The sequence below is a fragment of the Shewanella zhuhaiensis genome (assembly GCF_022484835.1).
GTDB classification, from domain to species: Bacteria; Pseudomonadota; Gammaproteobacteria; order Enterobacterales; family Shewanellaceae; genus Shewanella; species Shewanella khirikhana.
Window position 1 is genome coordinate 685,408 of the sequence record NZ_JAKUDL010000001.1, and the last position, 18,051, is coordinate 703,458.

21 protein-coding genes are annotated in these 18,051 nt (G+C 54.5%); 18 read left to right on the forward strand and 3 right to left on the reverse strand.

Annotated elements, in window-relative coordinates:
* Positions 1 to 43 precede the first annotated feature (43 nt).
* Both MJ923_RS02945 and MJ923_RS02950 read left to right on the forward strand, forming a co-directional pair.
* A complete protein-coding gene (locus MJ923_RS02945; protein ID WP_240590240.1) occupies positions 44 to 283 on the forward strand; it encodes an FAD assembly factor SdhE in 240 nt (79 codons plus the stop codon).
* Positions 264 to 680, forward strand: coding sequence for a protein YgfX (locus MJ923_RS02950; protein WP_240589838.1), 417 nt, complete (start codon positions 264 to 266; stop codon positions 678 to 680). The genes MJ923_RS02945 and MJ923_RS02950 overlap by 20 nt, the downstream gene beginning before the upstream one ends.
* Here the strand turns inward: MJ923_RS02950 and nadB are convergent.
* The gene (gene nadB, locus MJ923_RS02955) at positions 658 to 2,265 is read right to left on the reverse strand and encodes an L-aspartate oxidase (RefSeq protein WP_240589839.1); all 1,608 of its coding nucleotides are present in this window, start codon (positions 2,263 to 2,265) and stop codon (positions 658 to 660) included. The genes MJ923_RS02950 and nadB overlap by 23 nt on opposite strands.
* Before the next feature lie 187 nt (positions 2,266 to 2,452).
* Here nadB and rpoE point away from each other — a divergent pair, with 187 nt between their 5' ends.
* The 12 genes from rpoE (at position 2,453) to MJ923_RS03015 (ending at position 12,443) form a co-directional block, all read left to right on the forward strand.
* On the forward strand, positions 2,453 to 3,031 hold the full coding sequence (gene rpoE, locus MJ923_RS02960; RefSeq protein WP_126166008.1) for an RNA polymerase sigma factor RpoE: 579 nt from the start codon (positions 2,453 to 2,455) through the stop codon (positions 3,029 to 3,031).
* A 52-nt stretch (positions 3,032 to 3,083) separates the two neighbouring features.
* A complete protein-coding gene (locus tag MJ923_RS02965; protein WP_240589840.1) occupies positions 3,084 to 3,680 on the forward strand; it encodes an RseA family anti-sigma factor in 597 nt (198 codons plus the stop codon).
* Positions 3,681 to 3,690: 10 nt separating this feature from the next.
* Positions 3,691 to 4,629 carry a MucB/RseB C-terminal domain-containing protein gene (locus tag MJ923_RS02970; protein ID WP_126166010.1) on the forward strand — a complete coding sequence of 313 codons (939 nt, stop codon included), beginning with the start codon at positions 3,691 to 3,693 and terminating at the stop codon, positions 4,627 to 4,629.
* The gene (locus MJ923_RS02975) at positions 4,626 to 5,105 is read left to right on the forward strand and encodes a SoxR reducing system RseC family protein (protein WP_240589841.1); all 480 of its coding nucleotides are present in this window, start codon (positions 4,626 to 4,628) and stop codon (positions 5,103 to 5,105) included. Before MJ923_RS02970 ends, MJ923_RS02975 begins: the two co-directional genes overlap by 4 nt.
* Positions 5,106 to 5,201: 96 nt before the next feature.
* Positions 5,202 to 6,992 carry a translation elongation factor 4 gene (gene lepA, locus MJ923_RS02980; protein WP_126166012.1) on the forward strand — a complete coding sequence of 597 codons (1,791 nt, stop codon included), beginning with the start codon at positions 5,202 to 5,204 and terminating at the stop codon, positions 6,990 to 6,992.
* A gap of 210 nt (positions 6,993 to 7,202) precedes the next feature.
* Positions 7,203 to 8,120 carry a signal peptidase I gene (gene lepB, locus MJ923_RS02985; protein WP_240589842.1) on the forward strand — a complete coding sequence of 306 codons (918 nt, stop codon included), beginning with the start codon at positions 7,203 to 7,205 and terminating at the stop codon, positions 8,118 to 8,120.
* Positions 8,121 to 8,122: 2 nt separating this feature from the next.
* Positions 8,123 to 8,800 (forward strand): ribonuclease III, encoded by a 678-nt coding sequence (gene rnc / locus MJ923_RS02990; protein WP_240589843.1) that lies wholly within the window; start codon positions 8,123 to 8,125, stop codon positions 8,798 to 8,800.
* Positions 8,800 to 9,798 carry a GTPase Era gene (era, locus tag MJ923_RS02995; RefSeq protein ID WP_240589844.1) on the forward strand — a complete coding sequence of 333 codons (999 nt, stop codon included), beginning with the start codon at positions 8,800 to 8,802 and terminating at the stop codon, positions 9,796 to 9,798. The genes rnc and era overlap by 1 nt, the downstream gene beginning before the upstream one ends.
* Positions 9,799 to 9,811: 13 nt before the next feature.
* The gene (gene recO / locus MJ923_RS03000; RefSeq protein ID WP_240589845.1) at positions 9,812 to 10,489 is read left to right on the forward strand and encodes a DNA repair protein RecO; all 678 of its coding nucleotides are present in this window, start codon (positions 9,812 to 9,814) and stop codon (positions 10,487 to 10,489) included.
* 144 nt (positions 10,490 to 10,633) lie between these two features.
* Complete coding sequence (pdxJ, locus tag MJ923_RS03005) at positions 10,634 to 11,371, forward strand: pyridoxine 5'-phosphate synthase (RefSeq protein ID WP_240589846.1); 738 nt, start codon at positions 10,634 to 10,636, stop codon at positions 11,369 to 11,371.
* Positions 11,371 to 11,748, forward strand: coding sequence for a holo-ACP synthase (gene acpS, locus MJ923_RS03010; protein WP_126166018.1), 378 nt, complete (start codon positions 11,371 to 11,373; stop codon positions 11,746 to 11,748). Before pdxJ ends, acpS begins: the two co-directional genes overlap by 1 nt.
* Positions 11,749 to 11,915: 167 nt before the next feature.
* Positions 11,916 to 12,443: an Mpo1 family 2-hydroxy fatty acid dioxygenase gene (locus MJ923_RS03015; protein ID WP_240589847.1), complete on the forward strand. Its 528-nt coding sequence runs from the start codon at positions 11,916 to 11,918 to the stop codon at positions 12,441 to 12,443.
* A gap of 65 nt (positions 12,444 to 12,508) precedes the next feature.
* Here MJ923_RS03015 and MJ923_RS03020 read toward each other — a convergent pair whose 3' ends face one another.
* Positions 12,509 to 13,798: an HlyC/CorC family transporter gene (locus MJ923_RS03020; RefSeq protein WP_126166020.1), complete on the reverse strand. Its 1,290-nt coding sequence runs from the start codon at positions 13,796 to 13,798 to the stop codon at positions 12,509 to 12,511.
* A 95-nt stretch (positions 13,799 to 13,893) separates the two neighbouring features.
* Positions 13,894 to 14,682: a cytochrome C assembly family protein gene (locus MJ923_RS03025; protein ID WP_240589848.1), complete on the reverse strand. Its 789-nt coding sequence runs from the start codon at positions 14,680 to 14,682 to the stop codon at positions 13,894 to 13,896.
* A 254-nt stretch (positions 14,683 to 14,936) separates the two neighbouring features.
* On the opposite strand from MJ923_RS03025, the gene ffh reads away from it, so the two are divergent.
* The 4 genes from ffh to trmD all read left to right on the forward strand — a co-directional run bounded on the left by ffh (position 14,937) and on the right by trmD (position 18,031).
* The gene (gene ffh, locus MJ923_RS03030) at positions 14,937 to 16,310 is read left to right on the forward strand and encodes a signal recognition particle protein (RefSeq protein WP_240589849.1); all 1,374 of its coding nucleotides are present in this window, start codon (positions 14,937 to 14,939) and stop codon (positions 16,308 to 16,310) included.
* A 156-nt stretch (positions 16,311 to 16,466) separates the two neighbouring features.
* Positions 16,467 to 16,718, forward strand: a complete 252-nt coding sequence (rpsP, locus tag MJ923_RS03035) for a 30S ribosomal protein S16 (RefSeq protein ID WP_011759006.1) — start codon at positions 16,467 to 16,469, stop codon at positions 16,716 to 16,718.
* A 20-nt stretch (positions 16,719 to 16,738) separates the two neighbouring features.
* Positions 16,739 to 17,269 carry a ribosome maturation factor RimM gene (gene rimM, locus MJ923_RS03040; protein ID WP_126166023.1) on the forward strand — a complete coding sequence of 177 codons (531 nt, stop codon included), beginning with the start codon at positions 16,739 to 16,741 and terminating at the stop codon, positions 17,267 to 17,269.
* A gap of 15 nt (positions 17,270 to 17,284) precedes the next feature.
* On the forward strand, positions 17,285 to 18,031 hold the full coding sequence (gene trmD, locus MJ923_RS03045) for a tRNA (guanosine(37)-N1)-methyltransferase TrmD (RefSeq protein WP_240589850.1): 747 nt from the start codon (positions 17,285 to 17,287) through the stop codon (positions 18,029 to 18,031).
* Positions 18,032 to 18,051: the final 20 nt, after the last annotated feature.

An 18,051-nucleotide genomic window follows, 5' to 3' on the forward strand; every position in this document is an offset into this window, starting at 1 on the left:
GCAGTTTTTCCGAGGTTTAAGGACGCATCAAGTGACTGAAGTTATGAGTATCGCCAGGGTTCGCTGGGCCTGTCGCCGCGGTATGTTGGAGCTGGACGTGTTGTTTCAGCCCTTTGTTGAAAAGCACTACCAAGCCTTGAGCGACGCCGACAAAGCGACATTCGTGCGTTTGCTTGAGTGTGAAGACCCTGAGCTGTTCGCCTGGTTTATGGGCCATGAAATTTGCCAGGATCCCGAGCTTGCCGCCATGGTGGTTACGGTTCGTGGACGCGAGGCGCCATAGATTTTCGCTTAAGGCCTCGCGGGATCAGTACTTCAGCCTGCTGATCCTGTGGGCGCTTTTCCTCACCAGCCTGCTTGCCTGGCCTGCCGATTTATCCTTTCCATTTCGCTTGTTACAGTTTGGCGCTCTCGGCCTTATCTGCTTCTATTTTTTGTATCAGTTGCTGAGCCTTAAACGCTGGCAGTGGCAATTCAGTGTGGATGCTCTGGGCTGCCTTGAAGATGAGCGTGGCAAACACAGCTTAAGCCACCAGTGGGTAACGCCTTTTGTGTGTTTGATTATGCTAAAAAATCAAGACGGCGTGCGCCGTCTTGAATGGGTGTTTGCCGATATGCTCGCCGATGGCGACTATCGCGACCTGTGCCGCTTACTCATCAGCGCTCGGGGCTTAGAATAGTCGGGCCTGAGTGCTCAAGCTTATCGGGGTGGTCGAGGTTGCAGTGCAGGCCGCGGCTCTCTTTGCGGGCCATGGCGCAGCGGATGATGAGTTCCGCTACCTGCACCAGATTACGCAGCTCAAGCAGGTTATTGCTGACGCGGAAGTTGGAGTAGTACTCCTGAATTTCCTGCTGCAACATGGTTACCCGTCTAAGTGCCCGCTCCAGGCGCTTGTCGGTGCGTACAATGCCCACATAGTCCCACATAAACAGACGCAGTTCGTGCCAGTTGTGGGCGATAACCACTTCTTCATCTGAGTTGCTCACCCGGCTTTCATCCCAGGCAGGCAAGGGGCCCGGCATAGGAATTTTCCCGATCAGGCTTTCGATATCCATGGCGGCAGCGCGGGCAAACACCAGGCATTCCAGCAGCGAGTTACTGGCCAGACGGTTAGCGCCGTGCAGGCCGGTGTAAGCCACTTCCCCAATCGCATACAGACCGTTGAGATCAGTCTGGCCGTGCAGATCAGTCATCACCCCACCGCAGGTGTAGTGGGCGGCCGGCACAATTGGAATAGGCTCTTTGGTGATGTCCAGCCCCAATTCCAGGCAGCGGCTGTGAATCGTGGGGAAGTGCTTGATGATGAAGTCGGCTGGCTTGTGGCTGATGTCGAGATACATGCAGTCGACACCCAGGCGCTTCATTTCATAGTCGATGGCGCGGGCAACAATGTCGCGGGGAGCGAGTTCAGCGCGCTCGTCAAAGTCAGGCATAAAGCGGCTGCCGTCGGGGCGACGCAGGAAAGCGCCTTCACCGCGCAGGGCTTCGGTCAGCAAAAAGTTACGTGCTTCGGCATGGAACAGGCAGGTGGGGTGGAACTGATTAAATTCCATGTTGGCTACCCGGCAGCCCGCACGCCAGGCCATGGCAATACCATCACCGCTGGCCACATCCGGGTTGGAGGTGTACTGGTACACCTTGGAGCTGCCGCCGGTGGCGAGCGCCACAAAGCGGGCTTTTACGGTTTCAACCTGCTCGAGACTGCGGTTCCAGACGTAGGCGCCCAGCACCCGGTTGCCGGTACGGCCCAGCTTGCGGGTGGTAATCAGGTCGATGGCGTTGTAACGCTCCAGCACCTGAATATTGGGGTGCGACGCTGCCAGTTCCTGCAGTGTGGTTTGCACCGCTTTGCCGGTGGCATCGGCGGCGTGCAGAATCCGTCTGTGGCTGTGGCCGCCTTCACGGGTAAGGTGATATGGCTGGGCTTCGTTGGTGATGTTCTCTTCTTTATCGAAGGGCACGCCACATTCAATCAGCCACTGCATGGCGGCTTTGGCATTTTCTGCGGTGTAGGTCACAACCCCTTCATCGCAAATGCCAGCCCCGGCGACCAGGGTGTCGGCCACGTGGGACTCAATTGTGTCATCCTCATCGAATACCGATGCGATACCGCCCTGGGCATAGTAGGTGGAGCCTTCGCTGAGCGGACCTTTCGAAATCAAAATAACCCTTGCTTTTTCAGCAAGATGGAGAGCCAAGGTCAAGCCAGCGGCGCCGCTGCCAATAACCAGAATGTCTGACTGGTGTTCAACTGCTTGTTTCATCGGGTATCATGACGGATTCAAATGTCCCGCTATGATAAACAATGTTGGGTCTTTAGGGTACTTGCCCCTGTCGGGGATTTTTTAATAAAAATCGCAGAACTTTTTCAAGATACGCTGGTCTACATAGGTAGTTATGATTCGAGCGACTGAAAAATCAGTGTTTTAGATTTGGGAGAAGTCGGCTCGGATGAGTGGACAAAAAAGCGATCAAGAGCTCGTAGAGCTGGTTCAGCGGGGAGATAAAAACGCCTTTAATCTGCTGGTATTGCGATACCAGAGCCGGGTGATAAACCTGATATCAAGGTATGTGCGTAATCAGGCCGATGTGGCCGATGTCGCGCAGGAAGCCTTTATCAAAGCTTACCGGGCACTGGCCAACTTCCGTGGAGAGAGTGCGTTTTATACCTGGCTGTACCGCATCGCGGTCAATACGGCGAAAAATTATTTGGTATCTCAGGGGCGCCGTGCGCCTGCCAACGATGTAGATGCCGAGGAAGCCGAATATTATGACGGCAGCGATGCATTAAAAGAGTTTGCCTCACCGGAGCGACTGATGTTGTCCGACGAAATCAAACGCGTGGTGTTTGAGACGTTGGAAGAGTTGCCCGAGGAGTTGAAGATGGCCATTTCCCTGCGTGAGCTTGATGGTATGAGCTACGAGGATATCGCTAACGTGATGGAATGCCCTGTGGGCACCGTGCGTTCGCGGATTTTCCGGGCAAGGGAAGTGATAGACAGGAAGCTGCAGCCACTGCTGGAATCCTGAGGAGCCCAGGCTCCATCAGCCATGTTTTACACCCTTTAGAGAGACATGAGTAATGGAAAAGATTGGACAGGAATGGGTATCTGCAAGTGTTGATGGCGAAACTGATCGCCAAACCCTGGCTGAACTTGCCGCAGATACAGATTCTCGCGCCCAGTGGCAGCGTTATCATCTGATTGGCGATGCCATGCGCGGTGATATGCCTGAAAGCCTGCATCTTGATTTGTCTTCCCGTATCGCTGCGGCGCTGGAAGATGAACCAACTATTCTGGCTCCACAAACTGAAACCATTGAAGATGCCCAGCCCAGGAAAGCCACTGTGGTGCCATTTATGCGTCAGATTGGTCAGTACGGCATTGCCGCTGCTGTGGCGCTGATGGCCGTGGTTGGGGTGCAAAATTATCAGGCTGCCGACGAAACTCAGCCAATGCCGGTCTTCAACACCCGTCCGCTGGTGGGCTCTGCCACGCCAGTTAGCCTGCAAACCGGTCCTGTGGTGAACCAGAACCAGGGCTTCAGTAACGATCAGGTTCTCGAGCAGCGTCGTCGCATTAATGCCTATTTGCAGGATCATATGTTGCAGCAGAGATTGAACAGCGGTGTGGTTGTGGACGACAATAGCGAGGTGACCCCAGTTCCAGTTAATCGCTGAAGGAGTTAGCTTGCGATCCATTCTCCTGGCCCTCGTGGCCTTAGTCCTGCCGGCTGCGGCCGAGGACCTCTCCGCCAAAGCCTGGCTCGAATCTATGAGCCGGGCGCTCAATCAAGAACAATTCAAGATGTCGGTCATTCATTTGCAGGCCGATCATATCCGCCCTTTGGTGTACCTGCATGGCAAGGTTGCCGATGAGGAAGTTGCCTTTCTTGAACACTTGAATGGCCCTATTAAAAATGCGGTCCGTATCGGCCATACAGTTACCTTTATTGAGCACGATCAGCCCGCCTTCAGCGTCAATGCCGATCGTATTCAGGGGTTGTGGCCTGCTGTGTTTGCCGGGAACATTGCCGACATTGAGGCTGGCTATCAGTTTGTGCTTGGTGGCCGCAGTCGTATTGCCGGGCGTCCGGGGCAGCTGATCCGGTTTATTCCCAACGATCCGCACCGCTACCCGCTGCAGGTTTGGGTCGATATGGAAACCTTCCTGCCACTGCGCTACGAGCTGCTCACTGAAGAGAAAGAGCTGCTTGAGCAAATCATGGTGGTGGAACTGATAGTACTTGAAGAACCCGCGCCGCTGCTGGTGGAAGCCGCCAAGCAGGACTGGCCGCCGGTAATAAGCCAGCTGGACCGCCACGATGGCCAGAACTGGACTTTCTCCTGGCTGCCGGAAGGATTCCGCATTGTTGCGCGGGATCATCACCGTCTGATGGGCTCTCAGGAGCCGGTTGAATATGTGGCACTTACTGACGGTGTGGCCAACATTTCAGTGTACGTGGGCCGCGCGGGGCAAATCCCCATGCCCGATGAGCTCATGACCCGTAACGGTCTGGGGCTGGTGACTGAAAAAGTGGGCAACGCCGAAGTGGTTGCTGTGGGCCGGGTGCCGATGGCGACCCTAAGCCGTATTATTCGCAGTCTGGCGCTGGATAACCCCTCATGATGGAAGAACTGGCCCGGGTCATTCGGGTCGAAAATTCAGGTTGGGTCAGGGTCGAGGTGGAAGTCAAAACCGCCTGTGGCAACTGCGCAGCCAGCGAAAACTGTGGCACTGGCGCTATTGCCAGTGCCTTTGCCGGTAAAACCCAGCAGTTTGCCATCAAAAGCGCCGAAGCCTTCGAAGAAGGTGAGCTTATTCGCCTCGGCCTGCCGGAATCCAGCCTGCTGAAAGCTGCGGCCTTGGTGTACTTGCTGCCACTGGCCGGTTTGCTGTTGGGAGCCTTTGGCGGCAAGTTGGCTGGCTCAGCCTTAAGCTTTGGCAGTGAAACCGCCAGTGTGGTGTTTTCACTGCTTGGCGCCATTCTTGCCTGGCTTTGGGGCAAGCGGCTTGCCAAAAATCTTGAGCGTCAAACACAACCTGTCATCCTCGCCCGTCTGGGCAAAGCTGTGGAACCTACTTGCCTGACCAAAGCAGTCTGACTTTCCTGCGGATCAGATTGGTATTGCCCCCGTAATCGGGTACAATTTCGCACCTTTGATTTTGTCTTCCATTTTTAGTTTGGTCATTACCGAAGAATGAAACACATTAGAAACTTCTCCATCATTGCCCATATCGACCACGGCAAGTCCACCCTGTCTGACCGTCTTATTCAGGTTTGTGGTGGTCTGACGGACCGTGAGATGGCCGAACAGGTCCTTGATTCCATGGATCTTGAGCGTGAGCGCGGCATTACTATTAAAGCCCAGAGTGTGACTCTGGACTACACCGCTAAAAATGGTGAGACCTATCAGCTGAACTTTATTGATACCCCTGGCCACGTGGACTTCTCCTATGAAGTATCCCGTTCTCTGGCTGCCTGTGAAGGCGCACTGCTGGTGGTGGATGCCGGTCAGGGCGTAGAAGCACAGACCCTGGCCAACTGTTACACCGCGCTGGAAATGGATCTGGAAGTGGTGCCGGTACTGAACAAAATCGACCTGCCGCAGGCCGAGCCTGAGCGTGTTGCCGCTGAGATTGAAGACATCGTTGGTATCGAAGCCCAGGATGCGGTGCGCTGCTCCGCCAAAACCGGTGTAGGTATCGAAGATGTGCTTGAAACCATAGTGGCGCAGATCCCGCCGCCGGAAGGCGAGCAGGAAGGGCCGCTGCAGGCTCTTATTATCGACTCCTGGTTCGACAGCTACCTCGGCGTAGTGTCGCTGGTGCGTATCAAGAATGGCGTGCTCAAGAAGGGCGACAAGTTCAAGGTAATGAGCACCGGCCAGACTTACAACGCCGATCGCGTTGGTATCTTCACCCCGAAGATGAAAGACCAGGCTGAGCTGAAAACCGGTCAGGTAGGCTATGTTATCGCCGGCATCAAGGAAATTCACGGCGCCCCCGTGGGTGACACCCTGACCCTGGCCAAGCACGGCGCTGACAAGCCGCTGCCGGGCTTTAAGAAAGCGAAGCCTCAGGTGTATGCCGGTGTGTTTACCATCTCTACTGACGACTATGAAAGCTTCCGTGACGCGCTGAACAAACTCAGCCTCAACGATGCCTCATTGCAGTTTGAGCCAGAGACTTCTTCTGCGCTGGGCTTTGGTTTCCGTATCGGTTACCTGGGTCTGCTGCACATGGAAATCATCCAGGAGCGTCTGGAGCGTGAATACGATCTGGACCTCATCACCACGGCCCCAACCGTGGAATACGAAGTGGTACTGACCAACGGCGAAACCGTGTACGTGGATAATCCGTCAGATCTGCCGGCCATTAACCACATCGAAGAGATGCGTGAGCCTATCGTTCAGGCCAACATTCTGGTGCCCAAAGAATATCTGGGTAACGTTATCACCCTGTGTGTGGAGAAGCGCGGTGTTCAGAAGAACATGGTGTACCACGGCAATCAGGTGGCACTGACTTACGATATTCCTGCCGCCGAAGTGGTGATGGACTTCTTCGACCGTCTGAAGTCAACCAGCCGCGGTTATGCTTCGCTGGAATATAACTTCATTCGCTTCGAGCCTGCTGACATGGTGCGTCTGGACGTGCTGATCAATGGCGATCGTGTTGACGCGCTGGCGATGATCATCCACCGCTCCAACATCCGCCACAAGGGTATTGCCCTGGTGGAGAAGATGAAAGAGCTGATCCCAAGGCAGATGTTCGATATCGCGATTCAGGCCGCTGTGGGTAACCAGGTGGTAGCCCGTTCTACCGTGAAGGCGCTGCGTAAAGACGTAACCGCCAAGTGTTACGGCGGTGACGTGTCACGTAAGAAGAAACTGCTGCAGAAGCAGAAAGAAGGTAAGAAGCGGATGAAGCAGCTGGGCAACGTGGAAGTGCCGCAGGAAGCCTTCCTCGCAGTGCTCAAGCTTAACGATTGATCACATTCTTTTGCTTGCACCCCTAAGCCCTGCTTAGTAAAACATCGATAAGGCGCCGCAGTTTGCGGCGCTTTGGTTAGCAAATCCCGGCACAGGAATTGAAAGTTCAGTGGGTATGCTCACCAAAGCGACTGGCTCTTCATCACAGGCGATAACGCCCTGTTGGAGAGTTAAGCCAATCACTTTTAACGCCAAGGAGTAACCCCGTTAATGGCTGCGTATTTTTCTCAAATTCTGGTGATAATCACCCTGGTTTCAGGCTTGATTTGGTTGTTCGACGTCCTGTTCCAGGCCCCCAAGCGCAAGGCTGCGCTGGCACTCGCTCAGTCGTCTAATGCCTCGCTCACCGAGGAGGCCACTGAGGCCATCACCAAAGAGCCTTACATTGTTGAGACGGCCCATTCGGTTTTCCCTGTGATTGCCTTTGTGCTGGTGCTGCGCTCTTTCCTGTATGAGCCATTTCAGATCCCGTCTGGCTCCATGATGCCAACCTTGCTGGTGGGCGATTTTATTCTGGTGGAGAAGTTCAGCTACGGCATTCGCGAGCCAATGTGGCGTAACAAGGTGATTGAAACCGGCAGCCCTGAGCGCGGCGATATCATAGTGTTCAAGTACCCAGAAGACCCGGTTAAGGACTATATTAAGCGTGTGGTGGGCCTGCCGGGAGACCGCGTGTTTTATCAAAATAAAGAGCTCTACATTCAGCGTGCCTGCATTGAAGGTGAGGTGTGCGACAGCGTGCCTGCCAAGGTCACCCGCGTCGCCGATGGCGACAGTGAGTTTATGCAGGATGGGGTGCGCCTCAAGCAGTTCAAAGAAACCCTGGGCAAAGTTGAGCACAATATTCTGATTAACCCGGCCCGCCCCGATATGCGTGGCATGTTTTACCGCAAAGGCAACCTGCCTGCTGGTGAGTTTGTGGTGCCAGAAGGCCAGTACTTCGTGATGGGTGATAACCGCGACAACAGTACCGACAGCCGTTTCTGGGGCTTTGTGCCTGAAGAAAATCTGGTGGGTAAGGCCGTAGCCATTTGGATAAGCTTCGAGTTCGAACGTCATCCGTCTGATACCCTGCCGACCTGGGTGCCCTCCGGCGTGCGCTTTAACCGCGTAGGTGGTATCCAGTGAGTATGGAGCCCATCAAAAATTTGCCCAGACTGTGCCGTACCCTGGGCTACGAGTTTGCCGATGTCAAACTGCTGGAGCAGGCGCTGACCCACAGAAGCGCCTCGAATCAGCATAATGAGCGGCTGGAGTTTTTGGGTGATTCCATTCTCTCCATCGTGATTTCGGATGCGCTCTTCCATCAGTTTCCCAAGGCCACCGAAGGCGATCTGAGCCGTATGCGAGCCACGCTTGTGCGCGGCGACACCCTGGCGATTATTGCCAAGGAATTCAAACTGGGTGATTACCTGAATCTCGGCCCGGGTGAGCTCAAGAGCGGCGGATTTCGCCGCGAGTCCATTCTCGCCGATGCGGTAGAGGCCATCATTGGTGCCATCTATCTGGATGCCGACCTTGAAACCTGCCGTGCTTTGCTGCTGAAGTGGTATCAGCAGCGCCTCGCCGAGATTAAACCCGGCGTTGGCCAAAAGGATGCCAAGACCCTGCTGCAGGAATATCTGCAGGGCGTTAAGAAGCCTTTGCCCGAATACCAGGTTACCCTGGTGGAAGGCGAGGCACACGACCAAACCTTTACCGTTGAATGTCGTGTTATCGATATTGCCGAGCCCGTGGTGGGCGTAGGCAGTTCTCGCCGCAAAGCCGAACAGATGGCTGCGGCTCAAGTGTTGGAATTATTGAAATAATGAGCAAGAAACCCGAGTCAGGTGTGCCCGAGTCTGAACCCAGTTTGGACGATCTGCTGGCACGCATGAACAGCCAGAATCAGCCCGAAGAGCATTACGATGTTACCTACTGCGGTATGGTCGCCATCGTGGGGCGCCCCAATGTGGGCAAATCGACCTTGCTCAATAAGTTATTGAATCAAAAGATCAGTATCACTTCCCGTAAGCCGCAGACCACCCGTCACCGCATTATGGGTATCCATACTGAAGGGCCGAACCAGATTGTGTTTATCGACACACCCGGCCTGCACATCGAAGAAAAGCGCGCCATCAACCGCCTGATGAACCGTGCGGCAGCCAGCTCGCTGGCCGATGTGTCCATGGTGATTTTCGTGGTGGACGGCATGACCTGGACCGCCGACGATGAAATGGTGCTGAATAAGCTGCGCCGTGGCGGCGAACACCGCAAGACAGTGCTGGCCATCAACAAGGTGGATGGCATTAAGGAGAAAGGCGAGCTTTTCCCTTATCTGATTGAAGTATCAAAGAAATACGAGTTTGACGAGATTTTGCCCATCAGCGCCAAGCAGGGTACCAACGTTGAGCGTTTGCTGGAACTCGCCCGTGAGTCGCTGCCTGAGTCAGTATTCTTCTTCCCTGAAGATTATGTGACAGATCGCAGCCAGCGTTTTATGGCCTCTGAGATCGTCCGTGAAAAGCTGATGCGCTTCCTCGGCGACGAACTGCCTTACGATGCCACTGTGGAAATCGAGCAGTTCAAGATGATGGAAAACGGCGTTTATCAAATCAACGCCCTGGTGTTGGTTGAACGTGACGGCCAGAAGCGCATGGTGATTGGCAAGAAAGGCGAGCGCATTCGCACCATAGCCACCGAGGCCCGCAAAGATATGGAACGCCTGTTCGATAACAAGGTGTTCCTCGAAGTGTGGGTGAAGGTGAAATCCGGCTGGGCCGACGACGAACGGGCGCTGCGCAGCCTGGGTTACGGCGAAGATTAATCCCGGGGCCGCGATGGAAAGGGGTTACCTGCTGCATTCGCGCCCATATCGGGAAAACAGCGCCATAGTAAACCTGTTGGTGGATGGCGCAGGCCGGGTCGATGCGGTGGCGAGGCTCGGCAGCGGCAAGCGCTCCAGTCGGGCGCTGCTGCAACCCTTTCAGCCACTGCTGTTTTCACTCTCGGGTAAGGGCGAGCTTAAAACCCTGAGCCAGCCCGAAGCCTACGCACCAGCCATTCCACTGCAGGGCGATGCCCTCTACGCTGCCATGTACCTCAACGAGCTGTTGATGCGCTGTCTAAGCCACAGCCACGGCGCAGAAGGGCTGTTTTTCGACTATCACCAGACTCTGATGGCCATGGCGAGAAACTTCAGTCAGCCGCAGCTGCGCTATTTTGAGCTGAAGCTACTCACGGAGCTTGGGGCCTGTCCGTCGCTTATCCTCGATGCCAGCGGCGACGCCATTGAAGCGGGACTCGGTTATCGCCCCGGCAACGAAGGCGGTCTGGTGACCTCATTGCAGGCCAACGCCATTCCCGGCCGGACACTGCTGGCGCTCGCCAATCAAACCCTGGAAAGTGAGGACTTTGCCGCCGCCAAGCAGCTTCTTCGCAGCCTGCTTGCGCCCTTTGTTGGTGAAAAACCCCTGGTCAGTCGCCAGCTTTTTGCCAGCCGTGCCCGCCCGGAATAATCCTTCTGGCTCCACGGCACACCTTTATCCGCATAACTCTCATTGAGGCTGATGGCAAATTGCGCCCTTGGCTATATCAAGTGCGGGGGCGTATTTAGTACAATGCCAGCCAAAACCGCTAACACAAAAGTGAAGGAGTACCCGATGAGCCGCATTCTTCTGGGCGTGAACATCGACCATATCGCCACCCTGCGTCAGGCCCGTGGCACCAATTATCCGGATCCTGTGCACGCCGCTGCCGTGGCCGAGCATGCCGGTGCCGATGGCATCACAATTCACCTGCGTGAAGACAGACGCCACATCATCGACCGCGATGTTTACCTGCTGGCCAAAACCCTCAAAACCCGGATGAACTTTGAGTGCGCCGTGACCGAAGAGATGCTCAATATCGCCTGTGAGGTAAAACCCACTTATGTGTGTTTGGTGCCTGAAAAACGCGAAGAGCTGACCACCGAAGGCGGTTTGGATGTGGCAGGGCAGAAGGATAAAATCCGCGCCGCAGTTGAGCGTCTGGCAGCCCAGGGTATTCTGGTGTCGCTGTTTATCGATGCCGACAAGACCCAAATTGATGCCGCCCATGAAGTGGGTGCGCCTTATATCGAAATTCACACTGGCCGCTACGCCGATGCCCACACCGAGGCAGACGCCGAAGCCGAGCTTGAGCGTATCGCCTCTATGGCCAAATACGCCCACGGCCTTGGTATTACCGTGAATGCCGGCCACGGCTTGCACTACCACAACGTGAAGCCTATCGCTGCCATCCCCGAGTTGTATGAGCTCAATATCGGCCATGCGATTGTGGCCCGAGCTGCCATTGACGGTCTTGAGAAAGCTGTTCGTGATATGAAGCAACTGATGCTCGAAGGTCGCCGGGGCGAGTAATGTCAGTGCTGGGGCTGGGAACGGATATTGTTGAGATTGAGCGCATTCGCAGTCAGCTTGAGCGCGGCGGCGATCGCCTTGCGCGGCGGGTACTGACCGAGTCTGAGCTGGCTATCTTTGTTGCCAGCGGTCAGCGGGAGCTGTATCTGGCCAAACGCTTTGCCGCTAAAGAAGCAGTGGCCAAAGCCCTGGGAACGGGTATCGGCCGCGGCGTATCGTTTCAACATATCGAGACCTACAGCGACGACTTTGGCGCGCCATGTGTGCGCCTCACCGACGGGGCGCTGGAGCGGATGCAGCAGCTTGGTGGCAGTCAAATACGCCTGTCCATCGCCGATGAGCGGCATTATGCGGTGGCAACCGCCATACTCTGTTGAGTGCATGAGATTAAGGGAGCCTGGCTCCCTTTTTTGTGGCTGGTGAAAGGTGGCTTGTCAATGACTGCTTTCTTTGCTCTACTGGTACACTCGTACCATTTGGTGCGGGCAAAGTCGGCCCATCAGGCAGTAAAACCACAATAAGAACCCATGCCAAGGAGAGTATTATGAAGACCGCTGTCGAGCAGCTTGCACGCTACAAGAGTGTGCATTTGAACCCGACCAACATCAAAACCCACTTTGTTGGCATTCCGCTTATCGTCTGGTCGGCCTTTGTCTGGCTTGGGCTGATCCGCTTTGAGCTTGGCAGCTTTGGTGAGGCCAGCGCCGCTATGGTCTTTACCCTGATAGTGCTTGCTTACTACCTTAAGCTGCATCTGCGCCTCGCAGTCGGTATGCTGATTTTTATCCTGCCGGTGCTTTATACCTCAGATAAGATGGCGGCAATACCTCACGCGGGCTGGATTGCGGCGGCGGTGTTTGTGATTGGCTGGGTGTTTCAGCTTATTGGTCATCAATACGAGAAAGCCAAACCGGCCTTTATTGATGATTTAACCCAGCTGCTGATAGGCCCTTTCTTTTTGATGGCCGAGCTTTACTTTGCCATGGGGCTTGAAAAAGCGCTTGATAAGGAAATCACCCCAAAAGCCATTGAAGCGCGCAGGGCGTTGGAAGCGGCCAGAAAAGGCGGCTAAATTTGCGGGCCTGATTGGAAAACCAGTCTGGAAAGTGGTTGGATAAGAAATAAGAAAAAAGACGCTCAAGGCGTCTTTTTTGCTGCTATCGGTGCTTGGTAGAGGTCCGGCATCACCCGCACCGTTTTGACCATATTCTCCGCCACCTCAATCACTTCGATCGGGTAGCCTTCAAGGCGCATACTGGTGTTGGGTGAGGGGATTTCTTCCAGGTATTCGAGAATAAGCCCATTGAGGGTTTTAGGGCCATCGGTGGGCAAGTCCCACTTCATCTCTTTATTCAATTCACGGATGTTGATACCGGCATCAATCAGCAAACTGCCGTCTTCCTGCTGGAAAATCTCGTCACTGGCGGTGGGTACCATGGAAGTGGTGAAGTCGCCGACAATCTCTTCAAGAATGTCTTCCAGGGTAACCAGACCCTGAATATCACCGTATTCATCCACCACCAGACCAATGCGCTCTTTATTTTGCTGGAAGTTGGCCAGCTGTACGTTCAGTGGGGTGCCTTCTGGAATAAAGTACAGCTCTTTTACCGCCCGCAGCAGGGTGGACTTGCTGAACTGCTCTTTGGATTGCAGTCTCAGGGCGTCACGCAGGTGGATAAAGCCGACCGCATCGTCGATGGTATCGCGATAAACCAGCACCCTGGTGTGCGGGCTGGTAACCACCTGGCGGTTAATCACTTTGAAATCGTCATTGACGTTAATGGCGTAGATTTCGGCGCGGGGGATCATGATGTCTTCCACCGTCACCTTCTCCAAATCCAGAATCGACAGCAGCATGTCCTGGTGGCGCTGGGGTATAAGGGCGCCGGCCTCGTGCACTACTGTGCGCAGCTCTTCCTGACTCAGGGCATCGTTGGTTGCCACATTGCGAATACCAATCAGCCTCAGAATGCCGGAAGTAATGATGTTCATCACTTTCACGAGCGGCTGCAGTATCACCAAAAGCCACTTCAGCAGCAAACTTGACGGGTATGCGATACGTTCAGGATGCAACGCGGCGACGGTTTTGGGCGTCACTTCGGCAAACACCAATACCACTACGGTCAGCACGCCGGTGGCAATTGCCACACCCACATCGCCCCAAATACGGATGCCGATAATGGTGGCAATGGCCGATGCCAGAATGTTTACCAGATTATTGCCAATCAGGATAAGACCAATCAAACGGTCTGGACGGTCTAGCAGCTTGGAGGCCCTTTTGGCTGCCTTGTGGCCGCTGCTTGCCAGATGGCGCAAGCGGTAGCGGTTTAAGGACATCATCGCGGTTTCTGAGCCTGAGAAGTAGGCAGAGATCAGTATTAACACTAACAGGGACAGCAGAAGTGTTCCGGTCGATATCGATTCCAAGCAGGGGCTCCATTAATGCCGGGCGAAGTTAGTAAATACTGGCATTTTCAAGGGGTGTCAAGAGAAGCGGGGGCCTGAAGCCCCCGCCTTCAGTATCAGTGCAGGATGAGTTCCTTGACGATACGGGCACCAAAGTAGGCGAGTGAGAGCAGGGTTGCCCCTGTCAGAGTGTAGGCGATGGCGGTGCGAATGCGGCAACCTACCGAGTACTGCTGCCACAGCATAATGATGTACACAAACCAGGCGATTATCGACAGAATAGCCTTGTGGCCCTTGCCCTCGGCAAACATGTCATCGAGGAAGATAAAGCCGGTGGCAAGCCCCAGACTGAGCAAAATCACCCCAATAATCACCAGATGATACAGCTGCTTTTCCACTGTCATCAGCGGCGGCATCGCCGGGCTCAACATAAACTGCTTCTGCTTGAGCTTTTTCTGGATCATCGCCAGCTGAATTGCATAGAGCGCGGCGATCATCAGCGCGCTGTAGGCCATCAGCGAAAGCACCACGTGCGCCAGTACCTCGGGGTTGTGCTCAAAATGGGTGATGTACTTGGGCGGTACCAGCCACAGCAGCGCCACCGACAACACCGAGCAGGCATACACCACCGGCACCACTACTATTACTTTGAGACGGAAAATCAGCACACTGAAGGTGAAGGCAATAATCCAGTTCACCAAGGAGATCACATTGGTGAGGCTGAAGTTCTGACCATCATCGGTAAAGATGGCTTGTTGCAGCGCGGCGGCGTGAAGAACCACCGCAATCGAGGCCACAGCGGCAACCGCGCGGCGGTTGGGGCCGTCTGCATGGAACAGGCGACTGGTGACCAGTACCAGGGCGATACAGTAAAAAAACATGGCTGACGCAGAAAAAAGAACCATGGGGTATCAACCTACTTATTCATTACTCTTGGGCTTCGCGTAGCGAAAGCGGGATTGGCGATTCGGGAATTAGAATAACACGAGCCTTGCACAAATGGGCAGTGATGTGAGTTGCAAATTTTAGCCAATTCTGATTGTTAGCTGCGCTTTATTGCCATCGCAGCTTAGCAGCGCGTTTTGGCAGGTAGCATAAACCGCTGGCATCGCTATAATACAGGCCAACTTTGACAATTCTTAAAGGTTAGCACTGGACGATGTTTGAGAACCTGACCGACAGACTGTCGCGTACGCTGAAGAATATCAGTGGTCGCGGTCGCTTAACGGAAGACAACATTAAAGACACCCTGCGCGAAGTGCGCATGGCGCTTTTGGAGGCCGACGTGGCCTTGCCGGTTGTCCGTGAATTCGTAAATGCCGTTAAAGAGCGTGCGGTAGGGCAGGAGGTTGCCAAGAGCCTGACCCCTGGCCAGGTGTTCGTCAAAATCGTTCAAAGCGAACTGGAAAAAGCCATGGGCGAGGCCAATGAGGCCTTGAATCTGGCAGCCCAGCCGCCTGCCGTAATCATGATGGCAGGTCTGCAGGGTGCCGGTAAAACCACCTCGGTGGCCAAGCTGTCCAAGTTCCTGCGTACCCGCCAGAAGAAATCTGTGCTGGTGGTCAGTGCCGACGTTTACCGTCCGGCCGCTATCAAGCAGCTTGAGACCCTGGCAAATGAAGTGGAAGTGGAATTCTTCCCCTCCGATGTGAGCCAAAAGCCCATCGACATTGCCAATGCTGCCATTGCCCACGCCAAGCTTAAGTTTATCGATGTAGTCATTCTCGATACCGCCGGCCGTCTGCACGTAGACGATGCCATGATGGACGAGATCAAAGAGCTGCACGCAGCGGTGAAGCCCATTGAGACCCTGTTTGTGGTTGACGCCATGACAGGTCAGGACGCGGCCAACACCGCCAAGGCCTTTAACGAAGCCCTGCCGCTCACCGGTGTGGTACTGACCAAGGTCGACGGTGATGCCCGTGGTGGTGCTGCCCTGTCTATCCGCCACATTACCGGCAAGCCTATTAAGTTCCTCGGTGTTGGCGAGAAGACCGATGCCCTTGAGCCATTCCACCCAGACCGTGTTGCCTCGCGCATCCTCGGCATGGGCGACGTGCTCTCCTTGATTGAACAGGTTGAGCGCGGCGTTGATAAAGAAAAGGCCATGAAGCTTGCCTCCAAGGTGAAGTCAGGCGGCAATTTCGACCTCGAAGATTTCCGCGAGCAGCTGCAGCAGATGAAGAACATGGGCGGCATGATGGGCCTGCTGGAGAAAATGCCTGGAGTTGGCCAGCTGCCGCCCGAGGCGATGGCACAAATTCAGGACGGCAAGATGACCCGTCAGATGGAAGCCATCATCAACTCAATGACGCCGGGCGAGCGCCGTAACCCGGATATCATCAAGGGCTCGCGCAAGCGTCGTATCGCAGCGGGTTCTGGCACACAAATTCAAGACGTTAATCGTTTGCTCAAGCAGTTCACCCAGATGCAGAAGATGATGAAAAAGATGTCTTCCAAGGGTGGCATGCAGAAAATGATGCGCGCCATGGGCGGTATGATGCCCGGCGGTATGAAGTTACCCGGGCGCTAATCCCGGTAAGGTGCAGCCGGAAAAATGGCCAAATCCGGTTGCATTCGCCTGAAACTCAGGTAAAATTCTTCGGCTTTCTTGCTGGGACTCTTCCGCGAACACGGGGTTCCAGTTTTTATTTTTGCTTCGTGCAAATCATTAGAGGACAAAAAACGCATGGTTACCATTCGTTTAGCTCGCGGTGGCGCTAAAAAGCGTCCATTCTACAACATCGTAGTTACTGACTCTCGTAACGCCCGTGACGGCCGTTTCATCGAGCGCGTTGGTTTCTTCAACCCTCTGGCCAAAGGCCAGGAAGAAACTCTGCGTCTGGATCTGGACCGTGTTGATCACTGGGTAGGCAACGGTGCTTCTACTACCGATCGCGTAGCCAAGCTGATCAAAGACGCCCGTAAAGCTGCTGCTTAATGGCGTAAAGGTATAGATTGATGAGCAGTAACCAACAGCCGGTAGTAGTGGGCAAAATCGGCTCCTGCTATGGCGTTAAAGGTTGGCTGAAGATCACGGCCTATACCGATTCCGTTGAAGGTATTTTTGACTACTCTCCCTGGTTTCTTAATGAGCAGGGAAAGTGGCGCGAAGTGAAGGTGTCCCAGTGGCGTTTTCATGGGAAGTCAGTTGTGGCTGCCCTTGAAGGCGTGAATGACAGGGATCAGGCCCAGATGCTCACTAACTGTGAGATTGGGATCCTGGCGGACCAAATGCCCGAGTTGCCCTCAGACGAGTTCTATTGGCGCGATCTCATTGGCTGTGACGTTATCAACACCAAGGGCTACAACATGGGCGTGGTTGATCAGATCCTGGAAACAGGTTCCAACGACGTACTCATGGTGAAGGCCAACGCCAAAGATGCTTTCGGCAAAACGGAACGTATGATTCCGTTTCTTCCCGACCAGTTCGTCCTTGAGGTCAAACTGGCGGAAAAACAGATTATTGTGGATTGGGATCCTGACTTCTAAATCGAGGTACCAAACATGTGGTTAGGGGTAGTAACCCTGTTTCCCGAAATGTTTCGTGCCATCACTGATTTTGGGGTCACGGGTCGGGCCATCAAGAATGGCCTGCTGGAGTTGCACACGTGGAATCCCCGTGATTTCACCCATGACCGGCACAGAACCGTGGACGACCGACCTTATGGCGGCGGACCGGGAATGCTGATGATGGTGCAACCACTGAAAGATGCCATCCTGGCTGCCCGAGAGGCGGCTGGTGACGGTGCCAAGGTGATTTATCTGTCGCCTCAGGGGCGCAAGCTGACACAGCGTGGCGCAACTGAACTGGCAGGTTCGCAGAAGTTGATTTTGGTGTGCGGACGATACGAAGGTATCGACGAGCGCATCATTCAGACTGAAGTGGACGAGGAATGGTCAATCGGTGATTACGTGCTTTCGGGCGGTGAATTACCGGCAATGACCCTGATCGATGCAGTGTCCCGTCTGGTGCCCGGCGTGCTGGGTAAACAGGCTTCGGCGGAGCAGGACTCCTTCTCCGACGGCTTGCTCGATTGTCCTCATTACACCCGGCCCGAATCTTTGGATGGGCTGGATGTGCCGGCAGTGTTGCTCGGTGGCAACCACGAAGATATTAGACGCTGGCGTCTTAAACAAAGTCTCGGAAGAACTTTTTTAAGAAGACCAGAATTATTTGAAAATCTAGCTCTGACTGACGAACAAACCCGCCTTTTGGCCCAGTTTGTCGACGAAATGGATAATCCACAGTAGTCGTAGCTCAGTTAAATCTA

Coding starts and splice junctions, on each gene's coding strand:
- lepB (WP_240589842.1), top strand. CDS start 7,203: ATGGCTGCGTATTTTTCTCAAATTCTGGTGATAATCACCCTGGTTTCA.
- pdxJ (WP_240589846.1), top strand. CDS start 10,634: ATGAGCCGCATTCTTCTGGGCGTGAACATCGACCATATCGCCACCCTG.
- lepA (WP_126166012.1), top strand. CDS start 5,202: ATGAAACACATTAGAAACTTCTCCATCATTGCCCATATCGACCACGGC.
- acpS (WP_126166018.1), top strand. CDS start 11,371: ATGTCAGTGCTGGGGCTGGGAACGGATATTGTTGAGATTGAGCGCATT.
- MJ923_RS02945 (WP_240590240.1), top strand. CDS start 44: ATGAGTATCGCCAGGGTTCGCTGGGCCTGTCGCCGCGGTATGTTGGAG.
- nadB (WP_240589839.1), bottom strand. CDS start 2,265: ATGAAACAAGCAGTTGAACACCAGTCAGACATTCTGGTTATTGGCAGC.
- MJ923_RS02965 (WP_240589840.1), top strand. CDS start 3,084: ATGGAAAAGATTGGACAGGAATGGGTATCTGCAAGTGTTGATGGCGAA.
- rimM (WP_126166023.1), top strand. CDS start 16,739: ATGAGCAGTAACCAACAGCCGGTAGTAGTGGGCAAAATCGGCTCCTGC.
- rpoE (WP_126166008.1), top strand. CDS start 2,453: ATGAGTGGACAAAAAAGCGATCAAGAGCTCGTAGAGCTGGTTCAGCGG.
- rnc (WP_240589843.1), top strand. CDS start 8,123: ATGGAGCCCATCAAAAATTTGCCCAGACTGTGCCGTACCCTGGGCTAC.
- recO (WP_240589845.1), top strand. CDS start 9,812: ATGGAAAGGGGTTACCTGCTGCATTCGCGCCCATATCGGGAAAACAGC.
- MJ923_RS03015 (WP_240589847.1), top strand. CDS start 11,916: ATGAAGACCGCTGTCGAGCAGCTTGCACGCTACAAGAGTGTGCATTTG.
- era (WP_240589844.1), top strand. CDS start 8,800: ATGAGCAAGAAACCCGAGTCAGGTGTGCCCGAGTCTGAACCCAGTTTG.
- MJ923_RS02975 (WP_240589841.1), top strand. CDS start 4,626: ATGATGGAAGAACTGGCCCGGGTCATTCGGGTCGAAAATTCAGGTTGG.
- ffh (WP_240589849.1), top strand. CDS start 14,937: ATGTTTGAGAACCTGACCGACAGACTGTCGCGTACGCTGAAGAATATC.
- rpsP (WP_011759006.1), top strand. CDS start 16,467: ATGGTTACCATTCGTTTAGCTCGCGGTGGCGCTAAAAAGCGTCCATTC.
- MJ923_RS03025 (WP_240589848.1), bottom strand. CDS start 14,682: ATGGTTCTTTTTTCTGCGTCAGCCATGTTTTTTTACTGTATCGCCCTG.
- trmD (WP_240589850.1), top strand. CDS start 17,285: ATGTGGTTAGGGGTAGTAACCCTGTTTCCCGAAATGTTTCGTGCCATC.